At 68.4% G+C, this 24,041-nt stretch carries 17 protein-coding genes; 10 read left to right on the top strand and 7 right to left on the bottom strand.

Annotated elements, in window-relative coordinates; genetic code table 11:
* Window positions 1-237: 237 nt before the first annotated feature.
* Window positions 238-3,969: a vitamin B12-dependent ribonucleotide reductase gene (locus PQI07_RS02265; protein WP_274925972.1), complete on the bottom strand. Its 3,732-nt coding sequence runs from the start codon at window positions 3,967-3,969 to the stop codon at window positions 238-240.
* A 512-nt stretch (window positions 3,970-4,481) separates the two neighbouring features.
* Between PQI07_RS02265 and PQI07_RS02260 the strand changes: the two genes are divergently transcribed.
* Both PQI07_RS02260 and PQI07_RS02255 read left to right on the top strand, forming a co-directional pair.
* Window positions 4,482-4,898, top strand: a complete 417-nt coding sequence (locus PQI07_RS02260) for an NADH:ubiquinone oxidoreductase subunit NDUFA12 (RefSeq protein WP_078947231.1) — start codon at window positions 4,482-4,484, stop codon at window positions 4,896-4,898.
* 128 nt (window positions 4,899-5,026) lie between these two features.
* Window positions 5,027-5,683 (top strand): DUF2155 domain-containing protein, encoded by a 657-nt coding sequence (locus tag PQI07_RS02255; protein WP_043380931.1) that lies wholly within the window; start codon window positions 5,027-5,029, stop codon window positions 5,681-5,683.
* 83 nt (window positions 5,684-5,766) lie between these two features.
* Here PQI07_RS02255 and PQI07_RS02250 read toward each other — a convergent pair whose 3' ends face one another.
* Window positions 5,767-6,828 (bottom strand): polysaccharide deacetylase family protein, encoded by a 1,062-nt coding sequence (locus PQI07_RS02250; RefSeq protein ID WP_274925971.1) that lies wholly within the window; start codon window positions 6,826-6,828, stop codon window positions 5,767-5,769.
* Window positions 6,829-7,073: 245 nt separating this feature from the next.
* On the opposite strand from PQI07_RS02250, the gene PQI07_RS02245 reads away from it, so the two are divergent.
* On the top strand, window positions 7,074-8,261 hold the full coding sequence (locus tag PQI07_RS02245) for a GNAT family N-acetyltransferase (protein WP_051975976.1): 1,188 nt from the start codon (window positions 7,074-7,076) through the stop codon (window positions 8,259-8,261).
* Between the two features lie 42 nt (window positions 8,262-8,303).
* Here the strand turns inward: PQI07_RS02245 and PQI07_RS02240 are convergent, their stop codons facing one another.
* The gene (locus PQI07_RS02240) at window positions 8,304-10,526 is read right to left on the bottom strand and encodes a GumC family protein (protein ID WP_274925970.1); all 2,223 of its coding nucleotides are present in this window, start codon (window positions 10,524-10,526) and stop codon (window positions 8,304-8,306) included.
* A gap of 189 nt (window positions 10,527-10,715) precedes the next feature.
* Between PQI07_RS02240 and PQI07_RS02235 the strand changes: the two genes are divergently transcribed.
* Window positions 10,716-11,294, top strand: coding sequence for a polysaccharide biosynthesis/export family protein (locus PQI07_RS02235; RefSeq protein WP_043345320.1), 579 nt, complete (start codon window positions 10,716-10,718; stop codon window positions 11,292-11,294).
* 16 nt (window positions 11,295-11,310) lie between these two features.
* Here PQI07_RS02235 and PQI07_RS02230 read toward each other — a convergent pair whose 3' ends face one another.
* Complete coding sequence (locus PQI07_RS02230; protein WP_274925969.1) at window positions 11,311-11,949, bottom strand: hypothetical protein; 639 nt, start codon at window positions 11,947-11,949, stop codon at window positions 11,311-11,313.
* A gap of 182 nt (window positions 11,950-12,131) precedes the next feature.
* Entirely contained in the window at window positions 12,132-12,380 is a 249-nt protein-coding gene (locus tag PQI07_RS02225) for a hypothetical protein (protein WP_043345326.1), read from the bottom strand.
* A 269-nt stretch (window positions 12,381-12,649) separates the two neighbouring features.
* Between PQI07_RS02225 and PQI07_RS02220 the strand changes: the two genes are divergently transcribed.
* Window positions 12,650-12,868, top strand: a complete 219-nt coding sequence (locus PQI07_RS02220; protein ID WP_043345328.1) for a hypothetical protein — start codon at window positions 12,650-12,652, stop codon at window positions 12,866-12,868.
* A 19-nt stretch (window positions 12,869-12,887) separates the two neighbouring features.
* Here PQI07_RS02220 and PQI07_RS02215 read toward each other — a convergent pair whose 3' ends face one another.
* Both PQI07_RS02215 and PQI07_RS02210 read right to left on the bottom strand, forming a co-directional pair.
* Window positions 12,888-13,943, bottom strand: a complete 1,056-nt coding sequence (locus tag PQI07_RS02215; protein WP_182592621.1) for a hypothetical protein — start codon at window positions 13,941-13,943, stop codon at window positions 12,888-12,890.
* Window positions 13,944-13,971: 28 nt separating this feature from the next.
* A complete protein-coding gene (locus tag PQI07_RS02210; RefSeq protein ID WP_274925968.1) occupies window positions 13,972-17,019 on the bottom strand; it encodes a penicillin-binding protein 1A in 3,048 nt (1,015 codons plus the stop codon).
* Between the two features lie 156 nt (window positions 17,020-17,175).
* Here PQI07_RS02210 and PQI07_RS02205 point away from each other — a divergent pair, with 156 nt between their 5' ends.
* The 5 genes from PQI07_RS02205 (at window position 17,176) to gyrB (ending at window position 23,623) form a co-directional block, all read left to right on the top strand.
* Window positions 17,176-18,843, top strand: coding sequence for an alpha-amylase family protein (locus tag PQI07_RS02205; RefSeq protein WP_043345339.1), 1,668 nt, complete (start codon window positions 17,176-17,178; stop codon window positions 18,841-18,843).
* Between the two features lie 67 nt (window positions 18,844-18,910).
* A complete protein-coding gene (locus tag PQI07_RS02200; RefSeq protein ID WP_043345342.1) occupies window positions 18,911-19,294 on the top strand; it encodes a hypothetical protein in 384 nt (127 codons plus the stop codon).
* A gap of 89 nt (window positions 19,295-19,383) precedes the next feature.
* Window positions 19,384-20,028, top strand: a complete 645-nt coding sequence (locus tag PQI07_RS02195) for an MBL fold metallo-hydrolase (protein WP_043380910.1) — start codon at window positions 19,384-19,386, stop codon at window positions 20,026-20,028.
* Window positions 20,029-20,036: 8 nt separating this feature from the next.
* Complete coding sequence (locus tag PQI07_RS02190) at window positions 20,037-20,999, top strand: aldo/keto reductase (RefSeq protein WP_274925967.1); 963 nt, start codon at window positions 20,037-20,039, stop codon at window positions 20,997-20,999.
* Between the two features lie 179 nt (window positions 21,000-21,178).
* Window positions 21,179-23,623 (top strand): DNA topoisomerase (ATP-hydrolyzing) subunit B, encoded by a 2,445-nt coding sequence (gene gyrB, locus PQI07_RS02185; RefSeq protein ID WP_043380905.1) that lies wholly within the window; start codon window positions 21,179-21,181, stop codon window positions 23,621-23,623.
* The last annotated feature ends 418 nt before the right edge of the window (window positions 23,624-24,041 follow it).

The following is a 24,041-nucleotide window of genomic DNA, read 5'->3' as shown; positions in this document are numbered from 1 at the left end:
GAGCGAAGTTCCAAGGCAACACACTGGCGAAATCGGCTTCAAAAGGAAGTTGGGACCAAACTTGCCTATGGCGAGGGACCAATCCTCCCTCTGTTTAGGACCAATCCCGCTCTCCGCTAAATTTGGTTCCCCAGGCTTATCTTATGCTTCGCTTCACATTCCCTCATAGGCTGGCAGCATATCCGCATGTACTGGTTGGACTTTGCTGCACGTCACATCCACCCCAGGACGTCGGGATTACGAGCAGCCCGTCGTGGACCCGCAGGTGTCGCACTTCAGGCAGGTGCCGTTGCGGACCAGCGTGAAGTTCGCGCATTCCGGGCAGGCCTCGCCGACATAGCCTTTCATCTTAGCCTCGGCGCGGCGGTCCGCGACGCTCCGCTCCACCTTTGCGAAGGGCAGGGCGTCCGCGATGGTCTCGGCCTGACCGGGTGCCACCGGCTCCGCTTTCAGCGCGGTGCTGCCCCGGATCGCGTGGACCGTTCCGCCGGCCGGGGCCGACTGACCGGCGCTCGCCGCGCCGACACCGACCGTCCCGCCCGCCGGACCGCCCTGGATCAGGGTCAGCCGGTCGGCCGAGCCGCGCAGCAGACCGCGCGAGACCACCGAGGAGGCCGGTGCGGGCTTCGGGCCCTCGCGGGTCGTGTCGCCGCTCTCGCCGCCGCCGATCACCGTGCCGCCGATCTCGGCGGGGCTGACATGGGCGAGGTCGGCGCGGCCGAGATACGAGACCGCCAGCTCGCGGAACACGTAGTCGAGGAGCGACGTCGCGTTCTTGATCGCGTCGTTGCCCTGCACGAAGCCCGCCGGCTCGAACCGCGTGAAGGTGAAGGCCTCCACGTATTCCTCCAGCGGCACGCCGTACTGGAGGCCGAGCGAGATCGCGATGGCGAAGTTGTTCATCAAGCTCCGGAAGGTCGCGCCCTCCTTGTGCATGTCGATGAAGATCTCGCCCAGCCGCCCGTCGTCGTACTCGCCGGTGCGCAGGTAGACCTTGTGGCCGCCCACGACTGCCTTCTGGGTGTACCCCTTGCGCCGGGCCGGCAGCTTCTCGCGGGAGCGGATGCGCTCCACCCGCTCGATCACCCGCTCGACGATCTTCTCCGCCACCGCGGCGGCCTTGGCGGCGGCCGGGGCCTGGATCAGCGCCTCGATGCCCTCATCCGCCTCGTCGTCCTCATCCGAGATGAGGGCCGAGTTGAGCGGCTGCGACAGCTTCGAGCCGTCGCGGTAGAGGGCGTTCGCCTTGAGGGCGAGACGCCAGGACAGCAGGTAGGCCGCCTTGCAATCCTCCACCGTGGCGTCGTTCGGCATGTTGATGGTCTTGGAGATCGCCCCCGAGATGAAGGGTTGGGCCGCCGCCATCATGCGGATGTGGCTCTCGACCGAGAGGTAGCGCTTGCCGATCCGCCCGCACGGGTTGGCGCAGTCGAAGACCGCGTAGTGCTCGAGCTTGAGGAAGGGCGCGCCCTCCAGCGTCATCGCCCCGCAGATGTGGGTGTTGGCGGCCTCGATCTCCTTCTTGGAGAAGCCGAGGAACGGCAGCAGCTCGAAAGTCGGGTCCGCGAGCTTCTCGGCCGGGACCTTCAGGGTCTGGATCAGGAAGTCGTCGCCGAGCGTCCAGCGATTGAACACGAACTTGATGTCGAAGGCCGACTTCAGCCCCTTCTCCACCGCGGCGATCTTCTCGTCCGGAAAGCCCTTGGCGCGGAGCGTCGTCGGGTTGATCCCCGGCGCCTGGCCCATGGAGCCGTGGCCGACCGCGTAGGCCTCGATCTCGGCGATCTCGGATTCGCGGTAGCCCAGCGCCCGCAGGGCGTCCGGCGCGGCCTGGTTGATGATCTTGAAGTAGCCGCCACCGGCGAGCTTCTTGAACTTCACCAGGGCGAAGTCGGGCTCGATCCCCGTGGTGTCGCAATCCATCACGAGGCCGATCGTGCCGGTGGGCGCGATCACGGTGGCCTGCGCGTTCCGGTAGCCGTGCTCCTCGCCGAGCTTCAGCGCCCGGTCCCAGGCGGCGCGGGCATGGTCGCCCAGGTCGGCCTGCGGGATGTTGGCATGGTCGAGGGCGACCGGCGCGACATTCAGGAACTCGTAGCCTGCGGTCTCGCCATGCGCGGCCCTGCGATGGTTGCGGATCACCCGCAGCATCGCGTCGGCGTTCTCGTCATAGGCCTGGAAGGTGCCGAGTTCGGCAGCCATCTCGGCGGAGGTGGCGTAGGCGACACCGGTCATGATCGCGGTGAGCGCGCCGGCCAGCGCCCGGCCCGCATCGGAATCGTAGGGCAGGCCCATGGTCATCAGAAGGCCGCCGATATTCGCGTAGCCGAGACCCAGCGTCCGGTACCGGTAGGAGAGTTCCGCGATCTCCTTGGATGGGAACTGCGCCATCATCACGGAGATCTCGAGCACCACCGTCCAGAGGCGGTTGAGATGCTCGAACGCCTCCACGTCGAAGCGCTTGGTCTCCCGGTCGTACATCGTCAGAAGGTTCGCCGAGGCGAGATTGCAGGCAGTGTCGTCGAGGAACATGTACTCGGAGCACGGGTTCGAGGCCCGGATCCGCCCACCCGCCGGGCAGGTGTGCCAGTCGTTCATCGTGGTGTTGAAGTGCAGGCCCGGATCCGCCGACGCCCAGGCGGCCTCGCCGATCCGCTCCCACAGCTCACGCGCCTTCAGGGTCTTGGTGACCTTGCCGGTGGTGCGAGCCGTGAGGTTCCAGTCCGCGTCCGCCTCGACGGCGCGCAGGAAGCCGTCGGTCAGGGAGACCGAGTTGTTGGAGTTCTGGCCGGCCACCGTCAGGTAGGCCTCGGAATCCCAGTCGGTGTCGTAGACGGGGAAGTCGATCTTGGTGAAGCCCTGACGAGCGAACTGCACCACGCGCTTGATGTAGGCGTCCGGCACGGACGCCCGCCGGGCAGCCTTGATCTCGCGCTTGAGCGCCGGGTTGCGCTCGGCGTCGAAGCAGGCGTCGCCTTCCGCCTCGCACTGGGTGCAGGCCTTCATCACCAGGGTCAGGTGCTTGGAGACGACCTTCGAGCCGGTCACCAGGGCGGCGACCTTCTGCTCCTCCTTCACCTTCCAGTCGATGAAGGCCTCGATATCCGGGTGGTCGATATCGACGATCACCATCTTGGCGGCACGCCGGGTGGTGCCGCCCGACTTGATCGCGCCCGCCGCCCGGTCGCCGATCTTGAGGAAGCTCATCAGACCCGACGACTTGCCGCCGCCGCCGAGCTTCTCGTTCTCGGCGCGCAGCTGCGAGAAGTTCGAGCCGGTGCCCGAACCGTACTTGAACAGACGCGCCTCACGCACCCACAGGTCCATGATGCCGCCCTCGTTGACGAGGTCGTCCTGGACCGACTGGATGAAGCAGGCATGCGGCTGCGGGTGCTCGTAGGCCGTGGCCGACTTGGTCAGCACGCCGGTCTGCGGGTCGCAGTAATAGTGTCCCTGGCTCGGGCCATCGATGCCGTAGGCCCAATGCAGGCCGGTGTTGAACCATTGCGGCGAGTTCGGCGCCACCATCTGGCGGGCGAGCATGAAGCGCAGCTCGTCCATGAAGGCGGACGCGTCCGCCTCCGACGAGAAATAGCCGCCCTTCCAGCCCCAGTAGGTCCAGCAGCCGGCGAGCCGGTCGAAGACCTGCGTGGCGGAGGATTCCGAAACGAAGCGCTCGTCCTCCGGCAGTTCCGCCAGCGCCGCCTCGTCGGGCACCGAGCGCCAGAGGAACGAGGGAACCGCGTTCTCCTCGACCTTGCGGAGGCGGGCCGGCACACCCGCCTTGCGGAAATACTTCTGCGCGAGGACGTCGCTCGCCACCTGGCTCCAGCTCTCCGGCACGTCGATGCCGTCGAGGCGGAACACAATCGACCCGTCCGGATTGCGGATCTCGCTCAGGGCCTTGCGGAAGGGGATCCCGGCGTAGGGCGATTGTCCGGCCGTTGTGTAGCGACGCTCGAACCGCATGAAACACACCTCTTCCGACGGGACACGACGGCCCCGCCCCGCGCGACGCGGGGTCTATGCCCGATATTGGGATTCGCGGCCGAACACGCCCGGCGAAGGGTCGTCACCCGGTGTCGCGAACGAAATCTAGGAACGGTCGCCCCTGCTCAACGCGCCACTCCAAGGTCGCGACCGATGCCGGGAGAATACCGCCGCCTTCACTCTCACGTCAACAAGTGGTGTTCGGCAGCCTTGTTCCCCGCTAGATGTTGTGCCGGCTCGCAAAAGCCTGTGGATATCGTCCCGGGCCCGGATAAGTGTCCTTCCCGCTTTCCGGAATCGGATCGGGAAAATTTTAGATTCACAACCCTGGAGAGAGCGGTGAACGCCCGGCCGAAACGGGGAGCGGAAAGCCCGCCTTGAGCGTTGCCGCGCAGCGACACTTCCGTCACGCGGCTGGACTCGCGGGCGCGCGGTCACCATAACGACGCCGAGAAGCGCCCCCGCGGCGCGGCACGATCTCGGGACCGGCGATGGCGCTGAAGGACACTTTGCTGCGCGTCTTCACATGGTGGAACGGCCAGACCGTCTCCCTGGCGCTCCAGACCGCCCGCACCGGCATTTTCGTCGGCGAGGACGAATTCGGTAACAAGTACTACAAGGCGGAAGGCGCGCTGATCGACCGCTCGGTCGGTTCGGAGCGCCGCTGGGTCGTCTACAACGGCTATGCCGACGCCTCGAAGGTCCCCCCCGGCTGGCGTGGCTGGCTCTGCCACAATGTCGATCTCGCCCCGAGCGAGGAGAACTACGAGCCGAAGGCTTGGCAGAAGCCGCATATCGAGAACCAGACCGGCACGGCCAACGCGTACCGGCCGGCGGGTTCGCAACTCTCCTGGGGCCAGCGGCCGGCGGCCACCGGCGACTACGTCTCCTGGTCGCCGGGCGAGTAGATCCCCGGTCTCCCGCGGACCCGGCGCCCTTTTGCCGCCACCGTTCCGGTGTTCATGACGGGCCAATCCCGATCGTCCGCCGCGCAATCGTTGGCGCGGCCGGCCACCCTCGTCTAGGGGTCCGAGCCTTGAGCCGCATCACCGCCTTCGCACGCCGCGCGCTCGCCCCGAGCCTGGCGCTCGCCATCTGCGCCAGCCCTGCCGCCGCCGACAAGATCAAGAACCCGACCGCGGTCTTCTCCGGCCTCGACAAGATCACCGGCCGGATCGTCAATTTCGAGGTGGCGGTCGACGAGACCGTGCAGTTCGGCGCGCTGCAGCTCACCCCGCGGGTCTGCTACACGCGTCCGCCCACCGAGAGCGCCAAGACCACGGCCTTCCTCGAGGTCGACGAGGTGACCCTCGACAACAAGTACCGCCGCATCTTCACCGGCTGGATGTTCGCGTCGAGCCCCGGGCTGCACGCGATCGAGCATCCGATCTACGACGTGTGGCTGGTCGACTGCAAAGGCGGCAGCGATGTGATCGCCGAAGCCAAGGAGCAGGAAGACGTCCCGGCCGTCGCGGCCAAGCCCGAGAAGGCGAAGCGCCCGGGTAAGGACCCCACGAAGACCGCGCAGCAGCTCAATGCGGCCGGGCAGGTGGACGTGGAGGCGCCGCGCGGCGTGCCCGTCCAGCCGCGCCAGAAGCCCTCGCGCAAGTTCTTCCCGTCGAACGAGGGTCCGGCACCGGCTCCGCCGCCGCCGCATCAGCCGCAGAACCTGTTCGACGCTCTATTCCGCTGACCGCGTCCGCGATCCGGTCCCCGCACCCGCCTCGATGAACTCGGCCGGCGTCGTCAGGGGCGGTTTCGAAGCGCGACGCCGCTTCAGGCGACGTTGACGCGCCGCCCGCGATTCCACGCCAGGAACGGAACACCGGAGAGAAGTCCGGCGAGCGCCGCACCCGTCTGGTGGCAGCCGTTCACCGAGACCCGGGGCAGGGCCTGAAGGTGCGCGGCATGCTCGGCGAACAGGTGACCGGGCCGCGTGGTCACCGCCGTCGCAAAGCCCATCTCCCGCGCCAGGGCGAATTCCCGCTGTCCCGCGGAGGTCGGGTCTCCCACCGGATAGGACAGGTGCCGGACCGTCCGTCCGAGTTCCGCCTCGATCCGCGCGCGTCCCTCGGCGATCTCGTGGGCGGCGAAGGCGGCGTCGTGCTTGGCCAGCATCGGGTGGCTCACCGTATGCGCGCCGATCGTCACGGCCGGGTCGGCCGCGAGGTCGCGCAGCTCCGCCCAGGACAGGCACAGTTCGGAGGCGACCCGTCCGGGCGGGAAGCCGGCCTGTCGGCAGAGCTCGGCGATCCGGTCGAGAAGGTCGGCCTCGCGGCCGCGGCGCAGGTCTCGGTAAACGACTTCGAAGGCTAGAGCCTTCTCCTGCGGGCTGCGGGCCGGCAAGTCCACGCTGCGGGACCCGATGTCGATCCGCACGCGATCGAGGCGCGCGATCGCGTGCTCAAGCTCGATCCACCAGAGCCGGCCGCCCTGATCGGCGAAGCCGCTGGTGACGAACAACGTCCATGGCGCGCCGTGGCGGGCCAGCACGGGACGCGCATGCACGACGTTGTCCCGGTAGCCGTCATCGAATGTCAGGACCGCGAAGGGCGGCCCGTAATCGGGTTCGGCCAGGCGCTCAGGCAGGTGATCCAGGCCGATGATCTCGAAGCCCCGGGCATCGAGTTCCCGCAGGGTCAAGTCGAGGAATTCCGGCGTGATGCCCAGCAGGCGATTCGGCGCGAAGGCGGGACTCGGCGCGGGGCTGACGTGGTGGAATGTGAGGATCACACCGAGGCCGCGGGCGGCGGGGCCGAGCCACCGATCCGCCCCAAGCGCCTGTATCGCGCGAAAGCCGGACGCGAAGACCCGATGCTTGGCGCGCGACGACAGCATGATTCTGAACCGATCGGGCCGCAGCGCCCGTACCACGGAGCCTTGGCGCGACGCGGTAAACAAATCCGAAAGCCGCCGCACCGAGGGGCGACCGGAAGAAAGGAGCTGTTAGCCAAGCATCCCTTTTGCCGCGCCGTGCCGCGCCGCGGGCCAAGGATCCCGCATTGGGGTGACGGGCCATTCAGGCCCTGGAACCCAGTATTCGGGCGGCACGGGATCGTCGGTGGTCCCTGGGAGATCGGGTCATGGCGACCGGCGTCCAGATGGCAGGAACGGACATGGTCGAATCGCGCCTGGCCCACGGGCTCATCGCGGAGATCATCCCGGATCTGAATGCCGCCGAGGCACTCTGGCGCCGGCTCGAAACCGAGCCGGCCGCCCTCGGGACGCCCTATCAGCGGTTCGACTGGGTGAGCGCCTATCTGCATGCGACCGGGCAGGTCGAGCATGCCCGCATCGTGATCGTGCGGAACGCAGATGGGCGTCCACGCCTTCTCATGCCGTTGACGCTGCAGCGGGAACACGGCCTCCGCATCGCGCGCACCGTCGGTGACACGCACGCCAACTATCATATGCCGCTCTTCGCCACCCGCGATGCGGCAGCCCTCCCGCCCAGCAGCATCGTCACGGCCCTGATCCAGGCGGGCCGGGCCAACGGCATCGACGCCTACACCCTCAAGCATCAACCCAGGATGTGGGACGGGGCGGCGAATCCGCTCGCCGCGACCGGCGAGCCCGAGGCCAGCGATGCCTACGGTCTCATGCTCGGGCCGGACCCGGAGGCGACCGTGCGCCGGGTCTTCAGTGCCGACGCCCGCAAGAAGCTGCGCTCGAAGGAGAAGCGCCTCATCGAGGCGCACGGCGCCATCGCCTACCGCCGCGCCGGGACGCCCGAGGAGGCGCAGCGTCTGCTGGCCGCCTTCTACGCGCAGAAATCGGCGCGCTTCGCCGTCATGGGCATCTCCGACCCCTATGCCGATCCCGCGATCCGCGCCTTCCTCGCGGCGGCGTCGACCGGCGCGGAGCCGGCGATGGAGGTGCATGCCCTCTGCCTCGTCGAGAGCGGCCGGGTCCTGGCAACGTTCGGCGGCGCCGTGAGCGACCGGCGCTTCAGCGGCATGATGACGGCATTCGACGCCGACCCGGAGATCGCCCGGTACAGCCCCGGGGACCTGTTGCTGCAACATCTGGTGCGCGATCAGACGGACCGGGGCCGGCAAGGCTTCGACCTCGGCGTCGGCGAGGCGCGCTACAAGGCCAGCATCTGCGACGAGACGATCAGCCTCGTCGAGACGGTCATACCGGTGACCTTGCGCGGCCGGACCTACGGGGCCGTGCGCGGAAGCCTGACGCGCACGAAGCGGCGCATCAAGCGAGACCCGCGTCTCTACGCCGTCCTCAAGCGGCTCCGGGCTTTGCGCCGCCGGCCCTGACCGTCGCGTCCTGGGCCGGACCCGCGCCCGGCGGCACCCGTCTCAAGCGGCGCTGAGGCGCAGCTCGGCCGCCGGATCCTGAAAATCCGCATTCGCCGGACGGTCCTGAGCGACCAGGATCTGCCCCGCACCCGCATCCTCGGCCAGGGCGTAGAGATCGGCCAGCGCCGGATCCTCCGCATCGGCATTCGACGCGATCACCACGCAGTCCATGAAGCCCGCGACGAGCTCGAGCAGGTCGACGGCGCCCGGCGCGGCGGCGAGCCGGAAGAGCACGCACTCGTAGGCCTCCGCCATGGCCTCGAAGGTCAACACCAGAGCGTCCGGCGCGTCGAACAGGACCGTCGAATCGTGGAGCCCGGCCGCGATCCGATGATGGCCGCCGGCGCGACCGGCCTGAATCACATCGAGGAAGGCAGCCTCGCCGGCGATGAGGTCGGAGAAGCCCAAGCCCCGGGGCCCGCTGCTCGGCGCGTTCAGATCCACGGCGACGAGGCTCCCCTCGCGGCCGAGGGCACGGGTCAGGGCCTCCGAGAGCGTCGCCGGACCGCGCCGGTCCTCGGTCTCGACGATCAGGATCCGGCGGCCGGACTGGGCCCCCGGGTCGCGGGGCGCTGCGGCGATGCGCGCGACGAGGGGCGCAAGGTCGAAGGCCTCGGCGGTGCCGGCAGACGCTTTCGCCACGGGTGCCGTCGTCGCGGAGGCGGCTGCGGCCTCCGACGGCTGGGACCAGCGCTCGGACGGCATCGGCTCCGGAAACGCGAAGGTCGGCCGGTCCATCAACGGCTCGCGGCGGCGGCGATCGTCCGTCGGATCGCCGTCGCGCTGTCCGGCAGCGCGGCCGGATTCGGCGAGCAGCGCGCTGGCGATGACGCCGCCGGCCGAGAGCATGAGGGTCAGCAGCGTCGCGAAAGCGACGATCGGCAACTTCTTCGGGAAGGACGGCACCTCGGGTGTCACCGCGCGGGATACGATCCGGGCATCGGCCGGCGTCGCCGCCTCGCCGTCGCGCGCCGCCGCCTCGCGGTAGCGGCCGAGATAGGATTCGAGCTGCTCACGCTGCGCCTTGGCCTCGCGCTCCAGCGCCCGGAGCTGGATCTCGCTGGCGTTCCCCTGGGCGACGACGTCCTGCTGGCCGTCCACGGCGTTCCGGAGGCTCTCGACCCGTGCGCCGGCGATCTTGGCGTCGTTGTCCATCGTCCGCACGATGCGCTCGGCGGAGGCCTTGATCTGCGCGTCGAGATCCTCGAGCTGAGCGTTGAGTTCCTTGATCCGCGGATGGGCCGGCAGAAGCGTGCGCGATTCGAGGGCGAGCTGGGCACGCACCGAGATCCGGTTCTCGACGATCCGCCGGATCACCTCGTTGTTCGCGACATCCGGGATCTCGAAGGCGCGCCCGTCCTTGATCAGGTCCTTGATGGCCTTCACCTTGCCGTCGAGATCGGCCTTCAGGCTCCGCGCCGCCGAGAGCTGGCTCGACAATTCGCCGAGCTGCTGCGCGTTGAGGGGCCGGCCGGTGGCGCCGGCGCTGCCCACGAGGCCGTTCTTGACGCGGAACGCCTCGACCTTCGCCTCGGCTTCGGCGACGCGCTTGCGGAGCCCGTCGATGTTCCCGCCGAGCCACGTGGAGGCATAGCGGGCAGTGTCGACCTTATCGGCCTCCAGCGAGCCGATGTAGAGCTTCGCGATGGTGTTGGCGGCTTCGGCCGCGAGCTTCGGATCCTTCGCGCGGAACTCGATCGTCAGGATGCGCGACTTTCCGGCGGGAAAGACCAGCAGGTGATCGAAATAGGCATCGAGCACGCGGTCCTCGGCCAGGCGGTCCAGAGGATTGGCGCCGATGCCGAGCATCATCAGCACGCGCTGCACCGGGCCGATGCTACCGGCGCCGGGATCGAATTCGGCGTTGCCCACGAGCTTGAGCCGGCGGATCGCCTCGCGGGCGAGATCCCGGGACATGACCACCTGCACCTGGCTCGCCACAGCCTGCTCGTCGATGGGCGCGAGCTGGTCGGCGCGTTCCTGCGCGGTGCGGGCGAAGGCCGGGTCGCGGCTCTCCAGGAGAACCTTCGCCTCGCCGGTGTAGCGGGGGCTGACCACGTTGACGAAAACGCTCGCCCCCAGGGCGACCACCAGGGTCGGTCCGACGATCCATCCGATCGAGCGCCTCAGAATCCGCGGTAGCTGTGCGAGACCGAGGCCCTCGTCGGCGCGCGGCTGCGGGCTGGGCAGGGCGTTGGTCGAGCGTTGACGTATAGAGGACATGCGGACGCTCTGGACGCGGCGGAAAACCGGGCCGGCATTACTGCCCGCCCGCCGCCATTAGTGGATGTTAAGGTTGCTCAAGAGTTAAGGCGCGCGCGGACCGGCGGCGCCGGCTGGCCCGTCCGGCGGTGATCAAGTTTCATTAACCTTAACGGCCTAGATCATCCGGCAACTGCATCCTTGACGGCGATGGTGATGAACCGGCGCGCTCTGCTTCTCGCACTCGGCTCGACTCTGGCACTCGGCGGTTGCCTGCGGCCGAGCTTCCGCACCGACGAACTCGACGCGACCGGCACCGGGTCGATCGCCGCCCGCTACACGCTGGCGGCGGGCGACAAGCTCCGGGTGATCGTCTTCGGCCAGGACAACCTGTCGAACATTTACGCGGTGGATGGTGCCGGTCGCATCGCCATGCCGCTGATCGGCACCGTGCAGGTCGGCGGTCAGACGACCGCCCAGGCGGCCAAGGCGGTCGAGGCCAAGCTGGCGGCCGGGTTCGTCCGCGAGCCGCACGTCACCGTGGAGGTGGATGCCTACCGGCCCTTCTACATTCTCGGGGAGGTGACCACCTCGGGCCAGTATCCGTTCGTCAACGGCATGACCGTCGAGACGGCGGTGGCCATCGCCGCCGGCTTCGGCCCCCGGGCGGCGCGGGATTATGCCGTTCTGACCCGCGACACCAACGGCACGCTGGTCTCAGGAATCGTGCCGATGACCTACGCGGTCCGTCCGGGCGACACGATCGTCATCAAGGAGCGCTTCTTCTGAGCGACGGCCGGGCCAGTCACTGCGCCTCATGCCACGGGTTGATCACCCGCATCGCGGTCTTCTGCGCGGGGATCGGCGTCGCGATCTCGGGGGCCGGCTGTTTCGCCCGCGCCATCATCTGCCGTGCGGCCTGTGCGGGCAGGGTGCCCACCGGCGTGAACAGGCCGGCCAGGACCTTGCGGGTGCCCTTGCTGACCAAGCGCGAGTTCTGGACCGGTTCGAAATCTCGGATGGCGTGACGCTTGTCGGGATTCCCGGTGAACACCCGGGCGCCGGCATTCAGGACCACGATGTCGCCGGGGCGCAGCGTCTCGTCCTTCAACAGAGCCGCCGTGGCGCCGCCCTTCATGTCGATGGGGGTCTGGCGCTCGCTGATCTCCCGCTCCTTGACGCGGATTTTCAGCGGCAGCGCCGCGTAGCGGGTCTGAAAGCGTCGGCGCGCGGCGCCGAGCCGCGGGCTCGCTTGGCGGCCATACGAACGGCCCTCGAAGGCCGGAGCCTGGGTCTGCGCGGGCTGAGCTTGTTGAACCGCCGGCCGAGCCCCGAACAGCATCTCGAGGAAGCCCAGTTCGGCCGCGTGGGCGTGCATCGTCGTCCCGGCGAGAAGGCCGCCGGCCGTCATGACGGCCAGCAAACTGCTCGTGCGAAGCCTCATGACATCCTCCGGAACCGACGCCCGACGTGAGCATCCGACCCTCAACCGCAAGGCGTACTGGAGGGTTCCGGATGATTTACGATCTGCTTAGCAACACCGGTCGACTTCGCGACGGTGCAGTATTCGACGCCCCCGTCTGAGGGCGATGACGCGATCCGGATGCGTTGGGGGTGAAGCGCCGATCAGCCCGGAGCGGATTGCTCGCCCTCGCCGATGCAGTCGAGGGCGCGCTCGACCGCACTCACGGCATCGAGCAGGTGCTGGACCGTCCGCTCGACCTCGAGCGCGGGGCGACCCATCGCGGCGGCGCGGGCGCTCACATCCTCGAGCTGCTCCAGGAGGGCGAGAAGATCACCGGCCACGGTCACGACTTCGCAGCGGGCGAGGCGCGTGACGGTGGGACGCGGGCGGAAGGGCAAGACGTTGCTCATTGCCGAGGGTTGTCGCCCGAAACGGTCCGGATTCGCCAGGGGGCGCGGGCCGCGCTCAACACGATTGCCCGTCGGTATCCGCCCCAAACCGGGGGTGTGGTGGATTTTCCGTGGCCGCTGCGCATCGGAGGCCACAGAACGGATTTACACGTTGCGCGCGACCTTGACGGGCGCGCTCCCGGGCTGACCATGCCGCGAGACGTTTCGTCGAGGCCTCGTCCGGGAGATGCCGGAGGGAGGCTCGACTCCGGCAGGCTTCAGGATTTGCGATGCGCTTGACCCTTCTCGCCCTCTCCGCACTCACCCTCGGTGGCCTGTGCGCCTGCAGCACCAGCGATGGGCCGGACTCGCGCAGCGGGCTGGCCGAGACCTTCAACCTCGACAATTACCGCGCCTCCGGCAACACGAACGGCACCCAGAGCCGCCGGGACGTGAACCGCGCCTACACCCAGCCCACGCTGCCGACGATCGGCAACCGCGGGATGTGACACCCGCGGTCGCGACGCGTCAGCGCTTGGTGAGCGCGTCCGCGAAGGCGGCGATCCGGTTGCGAGCGTAGACCGGCAGGCCGGCGCTGATCGAGTTGCCGGTGTTAAAGCTCGAATTGCCCATCAGCACCTGCGCCGGCAGCAGGTTCTTGAGAACCGGCACACGGGCGTACTCGGCCTTGCGGTCGAGGACGTCCCCCTTGATCGCAAGGGCCATGTAGGTGGTGACCACCGTCTTGGTCGGGTCGTTCGGCATCGGCTGGAACACGGCGAGGAACTTGCCGAAGCGCAGGATCTGGTTGACCCAGAAGATCGTCTGCTCCAGCCCGCCGGTGACGGACGTGTCGATCTTGGTCAGTGCCTTGAGCGCGGCGCCCTGGTCCGGCCCGAGGACCCGCAACTCGCTCTGGAACGAGACGAACTCGGCGATCTTCTTGGCCGACCCTTCCTCCAGCTTGTTGGCGAGCTTCACCCCGAGCGGCAGCTTGCCCTCGAGATCGTAGCGCGACTCGATGCAGGCGCCCGCCCCCTCGCACCAGGGCCGGTCGGGTCGCTTGGCGAAGGCGGCGGCCGGATCCTTGTTGGGGGTCACGTCGGCGGCCGAGATGGCGCGGTGCTTGATCGCCGGATCCATCTTCTGGACGAAGGCGAGATTGGCGAAGGCCTGGAGGTCGATCGCCTCGGCCGGCCGCGGGACGACGAAGCGTCCCTCGGCCACATAGACCTTCAGCGTCTCGTGCCGGGGTTTCGTCACGCCGTTCACCGTGACGGTGTAATCCGGCTCCTTGTAGCCGGGATAGGGGGCGAGCGCCGTCGCCTCGGCCGGCCGCACCTTCAACCAGTCGAGATACGGGATCAGGCCGTTCTCCGGCGCCGACGGATTCTCGCGGTGATCGGTGAACAGGATCTGGCCCGGCTTGATCGCGGCGGGGTCGACGGCCGTGACCGAGGGCACATCCTTGACCCGCTCCGGTGCCGGCGCCGTGTTGGCGGCGGGTGTCTGAGCGCGGACCGGGATGGCCGGGAGAGCGACCGTGAGGGCGGCCGCCAGGGCGGCAGGAAGCTGCTGACGCAACGGGATTCTCATCTCTCGGGGAGGGCAGTCAGTAACCGGGATCTTCGCCGAACAGGTAGTCCGGATCGCGGCGGCGCGGCCGGCGCGCGTCGTCATCCCCGCCGAAGGGCGAGCGGTTCGTCTGGCCGGGCCAGGGCTTGTACGGATCCTGCCCGTAGAGATCCACATTGCCCTGCGCACGGCGGCTGCGCGGCGCCGGACGCTCGCCGAACGGGTCCAGGAAGTCGGCCCGCGGCCGCTCGCCCGTCATGTTGCCGTAATAGTCGCCCGCCACGTTCGCGCCGTCGTCGGCGCCGGCGAGATCGCCGTCCTGGGCATCGGGCCGCATGGCGTAGAGCGTCTCCCGCGGAACGAGGCGGTACTGCGTGTCCGCCATCCGTCCGTCGCCGCTTGTGCGGAAATGCTCGAGAAAGCCGCCGCCCGCGACCCGCACGCCGCTGCGCGGATCGACCGCCAGGTCGGCGATGAAGGGGCGCGCCTCGGGGGAGGGGCCCCGCAGCGGCGTCTTGGGGATTCCGTTCGCCCACGCCGCCTGCAGGATCGCCGAGGCGATCGGCACCGAGACATGGCCGCCGGTCTGGCCGCGGCCGAGGGTCTTGCGGGTGCCGTCGGCGTTGTCGTAGCCGACCCAGACCACCACGCTGATCTCGTTGGTCAGGCCCGCGAACCACGCGTCGTTCTCGTTCTCGGAGGTGCCGGTCTTGCCGGCGACGTAGGCCGAGACCTTCGACAGCGCCGCCGCGGTGCCGTGCTGGGTCACCCCCTGCAGCATGGTCTTGAGCTGGTAGAAGGCGACCCGGTCCGCAGAGGCGATCCGCGCCGGCTCCTTGGCGGGGTGCGTGTAGAGCGGCTTGCCGTCCCGCTCGACGGATTCGAGCGCGTACGGGGCCGGACGCGCGCCCTCGTTGGCCACTGCAGCGTAGAAGCCCGCGAGGTCCAGCATCCGCACCGGCTGCGCGCCGAGGACGAAGGGATAGTAGGGCTCGCACTCGGCGTAGATCTGTGCCTCCAGGGCGATGTCGCAGACCCGTTTCAGGCTCGCCGGCGCCTTGGGCTCGATTCCACCCTGGAGCAGACGGGCGGTGACGAGGTTCTTGGAGAATTCGAGGCCGCGCCGCAGGGTGGTGGGGCCCGAACCGCCCCCCTCGTAGTTCTTCGGCGACCAGGAATCGCCGGTCCCGCCGATCGGCGGCAGGGTGACGGCGGAATCCATCACCAGGGTGTTGGGCTGCAGACCGGCATTGAGCGCGGCGAGATAGGTCAGCGGCTTCAAGGTCGAGCCGGGCTGGCGCACCGTCTGGGTGACGCGGTTGAGCTGGCTCAGCGGGTAGGAGAAGCCACCGGCCATCGCGAGGATCCGGCCGGTCTGGTTCTCCATCACCAGGGCCGCGCCCTGGACCGTAGGCCGGACGCGGATCTGCGCGCGCAGGCCGCCCTTGCCCGAGCCGACCTTCACGCGGATCACGTCGTAGACCTGCAGCTTGCCCCGGGCGATGCCGGGGTCGAGGACGGCGGTCCGGCCATCGGCGAGGCCGACCTTCATGCCGCCGCGCCCGGTCTCCAGCACCACCGCCATCGGCCAATGCACATCATAGAGCACCGGGCGAGCGCTCTCGAGCGCCAGAAGCCAGGCCGGCTTCTTCTGCGGGATCGCCGCGACCTTCTCGCCACGACGCGCCTTGGCGTCCGCCTTGGCGTCCATCTTGGCATCTGCCTTGGGCGCATCCGTTCGCGCTCCCGTCACCGCGGGCGCCGCCTGGGTCGCCCCCTCCGGTGCAGGAGTCGCGGCCTGGATCCGGCGGACGCTGTCGGCGAGGTTGAGTTCGGGCCCCGCGAAGACCTGACGGCCCGTGGAGCGCTCGTAATTGGCGAGCCCGTCCTGGAGAGCCTCCTCGACGGAGCGCTGCAGGCCCGCATTGATCGTCGAGCGGACGGTCAGCGACCCGGAGGTCAAAGAATCCACTCCCGCGAAGGTGCGGGCCTCGCGATTGAGGAAATCCACCACGTAGAAGCCGGAATCGCGCCGCGCGGTCTCGATCGGCTTCAGCCCGAGATCGGACTTGATCGCCGCGCTCATCTCGGCCTCGGTAATCGCGCCCTCTTCCTTGAGGCGGGCGAGCACGTAGGCGCGCCGCTCCCGCGCCCGGTCCGGATACTTGTCGGGGCTGTAGAAATTCGGCCCCTTGGGCATGCCGGCGAGGAGCGCGGCCTCCGGCAGGGTGAGCTGCCCCACCGGCTTCCCGAAATAGCTCTGCGCCGCCATCTCGATGCCGTAGGCGCCGCGGCCGAGATAGATGCCGTTGAGATAGAGCCCGAGAATCTGCGGCTTCGAGAGGATCCGCTCCAGCCGCGACGCGACGATCATCTCGCGGATCTTGCGCTCGTAGGTGACGTCGTCGCCGACCGAGAGGTTCTTGACCACCTGCTGGGTGATGGTCGAACCACCCGCCGGACGTCCCGGCGAAGCGAGATTGGCGATGAAGGCGCGGATCACGCCGCGCTCGTCGATGCCGTGATGGGTCTCGAAGCGCTTGTCCTCGGCGGCGATGAAGGCCTTCTGCACCAGCGTCGGAACCGCCGTGATCGGCACGACGATGCGGCGCCCGTTCGGCTCGGAGGCCTCGGCGAAGGGCTTGCCGGCGCCGTCGAGGATCCGGGTCATGCCGGGCAGCGCCTTGTCGCGCAGGGCCTCGGCGCTGGGCAGGTCCTTGGTGGCGTTGTCGTAGAACTCGATCACCGCCTTGGCGTCGAAGGGCGAGTTCGCCGGGTTCTCGCCTTTGCAGAACTGCTTGTAGCTCGTGTTCAGCTCGTTCAGGTCGAGCCCGTGCAGGATCTTCGGGGCGGCCGGCCCGGCGACGGTGGACGGATCCTCCATCGCGGTGGTGATCAGCTCGTCGAGGTTGATGTCCTCGATGTCGAAGGCCTTGCGCATGTGGGCGCAGCCGTCGCGCAGCAGGCGCACAACCTCGGGCCCATCGGTGGCTGGATCGAACTGCGTCCGGACCGCCTCCGGCCGGGTCGTGACCTGGCTCAGGGTCAGGGCTGTCGCGAACAGCTTGATCAGGATGGCGTTCATACGGGCCGAGTTCGGGGGACGCGACGGGGCGGGCGCGGACCTTTCGGGAGCGCGCCTGAACAGGGCGTGCACAACGCGGCTGATTTAAGGAGACGCCGCACGGCAACGCTTTGATGGGGTCCCACGTTCGTGAGGCGCGACGACGCCGGGGGGGCCATGATCAACGACCTGTGGTACAAGAACGCCATCATCTATTGCCTGTCGGTCGGCACCTTCATGGATGCCAACGGCGACGGGATCGGCGACTTCGCTGGGCTCGAGCGCCGGCTCGACTACATCCAGGGCCTGGGCGCCACCGCGGTGTGGCTGATGCCCTTCCAGCCGTCGCCCAAGAAGGATGGCGGCTACGACATCGCCGACTATTACGGCGTCGACCCCGATTACGGCTCGCTCGGTGACTTCGTCGCCTTCACCCACGCCGCCAAGCAGCGGGGGCTGCGGGTGCTGATCGACCTCGTGGTCAACCACACATCGGACCAGCACCCATGGTTCCAGTCGGCCCGCTCCGACCCGGATTCACCCTATCGCGACTGGTACGTCTGGTCGAAAGAGCGCCCCGCGAGCGCCGACGAGGGCATGGTCTTCCCGGGCGTGCAGGAGACCACCTGGACCTACGATGCGAAGGCCAAGGCGTGGTATTTCCACCGCTTCTTCAACTTTCAGCCGGATCTCAACACCGCCAATCCCGAGGTGCTGGCCGAGATCCTCAAGATCATGGGTTTCTGGATCCAGCTGGGCGTCTCAGGTTTCCGCATGGATGCCGTGCCGTTCGTCATCGCCGAGAAGGGGGCCGATGTCGGCGGCAAGCCCCGCGAGCAGTTCGAGATGCTGCGCGATCTGCGCGAGTTCCTGCAATGGCGGCAGGGCGACGCCATCATCTTGGCCGAGGCCAACATCCTGCCGAACCAGGACATGGATTATTTCGGCGACGACGCCGACCGCATGCACATGATGTTCAACTTCCAGGTCAATCAGGCGACCTTCTACGCCCTTGCGGCCCATGATGCGCGCCCGCTGGTCAAGGCGATCGAGCGGACGAAGCCGCGCCCGCTCTCCTGCCAATGGGGCATCTTCCTGCGGAACCACGACGAGCTGGACCTGGGACGCCTGACGGGCAAGCAGCGTCAGAGCGTGTTCGACGCCTTCGGGCCCGAGAAGGGGATGCAGCTCTACGACCGCGGCATCCGCCGCCGCTTCGCACCGATGCTGGCCGGCGATCCCCGCCGTATCCGGCTGGCCTATTCGCTGATGTTCACCCTGCCGGGGACGCCGGTGCTGCGTTACGGCGACGAGATCGGCATGGGCGACGAGCTCGCGCTCAAGGAGCGGGACTGCGCTCGCACGCCGATGCAGTGGACCAGCGAGTATCAGGGCGGCTTCTCCACGGCCGACCGCACGGTGATTCCGCTGATCGACCACGGGCCCTACGGCTACGCGCACGTGAACGTCGCCGACCAGCGCCACGAGGCCGACTCGCTGCTCAACTGGATGCAGAGCATGATCCGGCAGCGCAAGGAGGCGCCGGAGATCGGCTGGGGCGACGTGGTCCCGATGGAGACCGGGCGTCCCTCGGTGCTGGCGCTCCGCTACGACTGGCGCGGCAACGCCATCCTGTGTGTCCACAATCTGGCGCCGGAGCCTGTCGAGGTCGCCATGGCATCCGGCGTGGAGGATTCCGAGCACGACATCCTCGTCGATGTGCTGACCGGCAGCCGCAGCGAGGTCGGCGAAGACGGACGGCACTGCCTGTTCCTGGAAGGCTACGGCTACCACTGGTTCCGGGTCGGGGGCCTCGACGCGCTGTTGAAGCGGCGGCCGGCGTGAGGAAAACCGGCGCCCGGCTCGCCCTCGGCCGGCGAAGACGGTAGGACACGCCTGAGCAAGGTGTAGAATGGCCCGGACGAAGCATTATCCCTCGGACGCGACGATCGCCGACATCCTGCCGGATCTCGCCGACGCTGAGGACTACCTGCGCGAAGTGCTGGTCACCATGAGGCTGTGCCAGAAGCATTACGGCGACGCCTCGGTGCGGATCGGCGTGACCGGCCGGTCGCCGACGCCGTCCTACCGGATCGACCGGCCGGACGAGACGGCGCGGGACGACGGTGCCGTCGAGGCGGGCAGGACCCTGTTCGGAGCCTATGGCGGCCGGTCCCACGACCGGTTCACGCAGGTCAACACCGCGGAGACCCGCTGGAGCTCGCGGGCGCTCGGCATGGCGGAGATGCTGGCGCTTCACGACGGCCTGCGCCGCCCCAGGGGCGACGCGGCCTGAGCGTGCCGCACAGGGTGCCGCCCACCGGCGTTCTGCGCTAGACTGCGGCCGAGGGCGTCCGGAGCGGCGCTGCCTACACGCGGGACGACATGCCAGGTACGCCACGCGCCGGGATCATCCCGGTCACACCCTTCCAGCAGAACTGCACCCTGATCTGGGACGACACGACCAAGGTCGGCGCCGTGGTGGATCCCGGCGGCGATCTCGATCGGATCGAGGCGGCCATCCGCGAGCAGGGCGTCACCGTCGAGAAGATCCTGCTGACCCACGGTCATGTCGACCACGCCGCCGGCGCCGACGAGCTGCGCGAGCGCCTCGGCGTTCCGATCGAGGGGCCGCACCAGGCGGACAAGTTCCTGCTGGATTCCCTGCCCGAGACCGCCGCCAATTACGGCCTCGGCGCGGCCCGGCCCGTCACGCCCGACCGCTGGCTCGACGAGGGCGATGCCGTGACGGTCGGCGGTCTCGGCTTCGACATCCTTCACTGCCCCGGGCACTCGCCCGGCAGCGTCGTGTTCGTGAGCCGGGACGCGCGGTTCGCCCTGGTCGGCGACGTGGTGTTCAAGGGCTCGGTCGGCCGCACCGACCTGCCGGGCGGCAACCACGAGCAGCTGATCCGGGCCATCAAGGACAAGGTCCTGCCGCTGGGCGACGACATCGCCTTCATCCCGGGCCATGGCCCGACGAGCACGCTCGGCGAGGAGCGTGTCTCAAATCCCTTCCTGCAGGACTGACCGACATCATGGACAAGCGCCGCATCGGCCGCTCCGACCTGACGGTCGCGCCGTTCTGCCTGGGCGGCAACGTCTTCGGCTGGACCGCCGACGAGGCGACCGCCTTCGCGATCCTCGACCGGTTCGTGGAGAGCGGCTTCGATTTCATCGACACCGCCGACGTCTATTCGCGCTGGGCCCCCGGCCATGCCGGCGGGGAATCCGAGACGGTGATCGGACGGTGGCTGGCCAGCCGTCCGGGCGTCCGGGACAGGATCGTGCTGGCGACCAAGGTCGGGATGGACATGGGCGAGGCCGGCAAGGGTCTCTCGGCGGCCCATATCGAGCGGGCCTGCGAGGCCTCGCTGCGGCGGCTGCGGATCGACCGGATCGACCTCTACCAGTCCCATGTCGACGATAACGACGTGCCCCTGGACGAGACCCTGCGGGCTCATGAGCGCCTGATCGCGGCGGGCAAGGTCCGCGCGATCGGCGCCTCGAACTACAGCGCGGCGCGGCTCAAGGAGGCACTGACGATCGCCGCCTCCGCGGGGCTGCCACGCTACGAATGCCTCCAGCCGGATTACAGCCTCGCCCAGCGCGGTTACGAGGCCGAGCTGGAGCCGCTCTGCCGGGCCGAACAGATCGGCGTCATCGGCTACTTCTCGCTGGCCGCGGGCTTCCTCACCGGCAAGTACCGCAGCGCCCAGGACGCGACGGGACGGGCCCGTGAGAACCGCGTCGCCAAGTACCTCAACCCGCGCGGTCTCGCGCTGCTGAACGTGCTCGATTCGGTCGCGCAGACGCACGGTGCCAGCCCGGCCCAGGTGGCGCTTGCCTGGATCATCGCTCGCCCCGGCATCACGGCGCCCATCGCCAGCGCGACCTCGGTGGCGCAACTCGACGAGCTCCTCGGCGCCGTCCGGCTGACCCTTTCGCCGGAGGCGATCGGCCGCCTCGACACGGCGAGCGCGGGCGGCATCGAGGGCTAACGCGGCGTTAAGCGGCGAGCGTCACAAAAGCTTCGGGACTGGCCCGCCGCGGGCCCGTAAAATCGTGCAATCTCAACGCGGAACCCCTATATCAGGCGGATCAAGCGAGAGTTCAGGCGCGGGCACCCGACGGCGCATCTGCCACCGACGCGATCAGGCCCGCCTGCCCGAGGAAGTTCATGGCCGACACCCCCCAGACCGAGCCTGCCGATTACGGCGCGGAATCCATCCGCGTGCTGAAGGGCCTCGACGCCGTCCGCAAGCGGCCCGGCATGTATATCGGCGATACCGATGACGGCTCCGGCCTCCACCACATGGTCTACGAGGTCGTGGACAACGCCATCGACGAAGCTCTGGCGGGCCATGCCGATCTCGTCACCGTCACCCTCAACGCCGACGGATCCTGCACCGTCTCCGATAACGGGCGCGGCATCCCGGTGGACATCCACAAGGAGGAGGGTGTCTCGGCAGCCGAGGTCATCATGACCCAGCTGCACGCCGGCGGTAAGTTCGACCAGAATTCCTACAAGGTTTCCGGCGGCCTGCACGGCGTCGGCGTGTCGGTGGTGAATGCCCTGTCGTCGTGGCTTCGCCTGCGCATCTGGCGCAACGACAAGGAGCACGCGATGGAGTTCCGCCACGGCGACGCCGTGGCGCCCCTGGAGGTCGTCGGGCCCGGCAACGGTCGGCGCGGGACGGAAGTCAGCTTCCTGCCCTCCACCGAAACCTTCACGATGATCGAGTTCGATTACGGGACGCTGGAAAAGCGCCTGCGTGAACTCGCCTTCCTCAATTCCGGCGTGCGGATCGTCCTGACCGATGCCCGCCATGCCGAGAAGAAGCGCGAGGAGCTGTACTACGAAGGCGGCATCGAGGCCTTCGTCCGGTATCTCGACCGCTCCCGCAAGCCGATCGACGGCATGACCAGCCCGGTGGTCGTCAGTTCCGAGCGCGACGGGATCCGCGTCGAGGTCGCGTTCTGGTGGAACGACTCGTTCAACGAGACCGTGCTGCCCTTCACCAACAACATCCCGCAGCGGGATGGCGGCACCCATATGGCCGGCTTCCGGGCGGCCCTGACCCGGCAGGTCACCGGCTATGCCGAATCCAGCGGCATCGCCAAGAAGGAGAAGGTGTCGCTCACCGGCGAGGATTGCCGCGAGGGCCTCACCGCCGTCATCTCCGTGCAGGTGCCGGACCCGAAATTCTCGTCGCAGACCAAGGACAAGCTCGTCTCGTCCGAGGTCCGGCCCGCGGTCGAGAACGTCCTCAACGAAGGCCTGTCGACCTGGCTCGAGGAGAATCCGAGCCAGGCGCGGTCGGTCATGGCAAAGGTGGTCCTGGCGGCCTCGGCGCGCGAGGCCGCCCGCAAGGCCCGCGAGACCGTGACCCGCAAGGGCGCCCTCGACATCGCCTCGCTGCCCGGCAAGCTCGCCGATTGCCAGGAGCGCGACCCGACGAAGTGCGAGATCCTTCTGGTGGAGGGTGATTCCGCCGGCGGCTCGGCCAAGCAGGGCCGCGACCGGACCTTCCAGGCGGTGCTGCCGCTGCGCGGCAAGATCCTGAACGTCGAGCGCGTCCGCGCCGACCGGATGCTGTCCTCGGCCGAGATCGGCACGCTGATCACGGCGCTCGGCGCCGGGATCGGGCGCTCCTCGACCGACCGCGAGGGCTTCAACCCGGAGAAGCTCCGCTACCACCGCATCATCATCATGACCGATGCGGACGTGGACGGCTCGCACATCCGGACGCTGCTTCTGACCTTCTTCTTCCGGCAGATGCCGGAATTGATCGACCGCGGCCATCTCTACATCGCGCAACCGCCGCTCTACAAAGCGGAGCGCGGCCGGAAGGCGATCTACCTGAAGGATGAGCGCGCCCTTGAGGATTACCTGATCGACCAGGGGACCGACGGGGCGATCCTGCGCCTCTCCACCGGTGCGGAATTCGCCGGGCCTCAGCTCAAGAGCCTCGTCGAGGAGGCGCGGACCTTCCGCAACATCCTGCAGGGCCTGCACACGCGCTACGACCGCGCCGTGGTCGAGCAGGCGGTGCTGGCCGGCGCCTTCGACCCCGAGGCGGCCTCGCGGACCGGCGAGGCCGAGGTGCTGGCCGACCTGACCGCCCGCCGGCTCGACGCCATCGCGGACGAGATCGAGCGCGGCTGGCAGGGCGAATCCTTCGAGGGCGGCTATCGCCTCAGCCGGACGCTGCGCGGCGTCCGGCAGGTGGCGACCCTCGATCTCGGCCTGATCACCTCGCAGGAAGCCCGGCGCCTGTCCGAGCGGGCCGACGCCTTCCGGGAAATCTATGGCGAACCCGCCACCCTGATGCGTAAGTCCGACGAGACCGTGCTGCACGGGCCCGTCGCGCTGTTCGAGGCGGTGATGGCGTTTGGCCGGAAAGGCCTGCAGCTCCAGCGCTACAAGGGCCTCGGTGAGATGACCGCCCAGCAGCTCTGGGAGACCACCCTGGATCGCGACGTGCGCTCCTTGCTGCAGGTCAAGGTAAAGGACGTGACCGACGCCGACGACCTGTTCGTGAAGCTGATGGGCGATGTGGTGGAGCCGCGGCGCGAGTTCATTCAGGAAAACGCCCTCAGCGTCGCCAATCTGGACGTCTAGGGCTCAGCCTTGTAATTTCTCAGTAAAATATGTCCCGGGAAGCGAATTATGTGGACCGATTTACTGAGAAGCCTGACCTCGCCGGCGTATCGGCAGGTTTTCAGGTTGGGAGAGCATTGATTCAGAGATGCTCTCCGCTGTCAACATCAAGCTTTCGTCAGTGCCCTTTGGTGACCGAGATCCAACGCTTTGAGGTCGGTTACCTGCTGAGCGCCATGGCCGCCCTAGCCGTCGGGGTACGGACCGCTTAGGTTCGGAGTGGGTAATGAAGACGGGGTTCCATCCGGCGTTGGTCGTCGCGGCGGGTGCCAGAGCGGGCAAACACCCCCGCAACGTCGACCGGGCGTTGGAGGACGCCCAAGCCCTCATGGGGCCGCCCCCCTTCGGTTATGATTAAGCCGCCCGGCTCCTGAAAGGA

Source organism: Methylobacterium sp. 092160098-2, assembly GCF_028920805.1.
Classification (GTDB): domain Bacteria; phylum Pseudomonadota; class Alphaproteobacteria; order Rhizobiales; family Beijerinckiaceae; genus Methylobacterium; species Methylobacterium fujisawaense.
This window is presented reverse-complemented; position numbering and strand designations above follow the sequence as displayed.

What these genes read in the sequence shown, in the direction of transcription:
- PQI07_RS02200 (WP_043345342.1), top strand. Translation starts at nt 18,911, where the DNA reads ATGGCCCGGACGAAGCATTATCCCTCGGACGCGACGATCGCCGACATC.
- PQI07_RS02245 (WP_051975976.1), top strand. Translation starts at nt 7,074, where the DNA reads ATGGCGACCGGCGTCCAGATGGCAGGAACGGACATGGTCGAATCGCGC.
- PQI07_RS02225 (WP_043345326.1), bottom strand. Translation starts at nt 12,380, where the DNA reads ATGAGCAACGTCTTGCCCTTCCGCCCGCGTCCCACCGTCACGCGCCTC.
- PQI07_RS02230 (WP_274925969.1), bottom strand. Translation starts at nt 11,949, where the DNA reads ATGAGGCTTCGCACGAGCAGTTTGCTGGCCGTCATGACGGCCGGCGGC.
- PQI07_RS02205 (WP_043345339.1), top strand. Translation starts at nt 17,176, where the DNA reads ATGATCAACGACCTGTGGTACAAGAACGCCATCATCTATTGCCTGTCG.
- PQI07_RS02235 (WP_043345320.1), top strand. Translation starts at nt 10,716, where the DNA reads ATGGTGATGAACCGGCGCGCTCTGCTTCTCGCACTCGGCTCGACTCTG.
- PQI07_RS02190 (WP_274925967.1), top strand. Translation starts at nt 20,037, where the DNA reads ATGGACAAGCGCCGCATCGGCCGCTCCGACCTGACGGTCGCGCCGTTC.
- PQI07_RS02240 (WP_274925970.1), bottom strand. Translation starts at nt 10,526, where the DNA reads ATGTCCTCTATACGTCAACGCTCGACCAACGCCCTGCCCAGCCCGCAG.
- PQI07_RS02260 (WP_078947231.1), top strand. Translation starts at nt 4,482, where the DNA reads ATGGCGCTGAAGGACACTTTGCTGCGCGTCTTCACATGGTGGAACGGC.
- PQI07_RS02195 (WP_043380910.1), top strand. Translation starts at nt 19,384, where the DNA reads ATGCCAGGTACGCCACGCGCCGGGATCATCCCGGTCACACCCTTCCAG.
- PQI07_RS02210 (WP_274925968.1), bottom strand. Translation starts at nt 17,019, where the DNA reads ATGAACGCCATCCTGATCAAGCTGTTCGCGACAGCCCTGACCCTGAGC.
- PQI07_RS02250 (WP_274925971.1), bottom strand. Translation starts at nt 6,828, where the DNA reads ATGCTGTCGTCGCGCGCCAAGCATCGGGTCTTCGCGTCCGGCTTTCGC.
- PQI07_RS02265 (WP_274925972.1), bottom strand. Translation starts at nt 3,969, where the DNA reads ATGCGGTTCGAGCGTCGCTACACAACGGCCGGACAATCGCCCTACGCC.
- gyrB (WP_043380905.1), top strand. Translation starts at nt 21,179, where the DNA reads ATGGCCGACACCCCCCAGACCGAGCCTGCCGATTACGGCGCGGAATCC.
- PQI07_RS02220 (WP_043345328.1), top strand. Translation starts at nt 12,650, where the DNA reads ATGCGCTTGACCCTTCTCGCCCTCTCCGCACTCACCCTCGGTGGCCTG.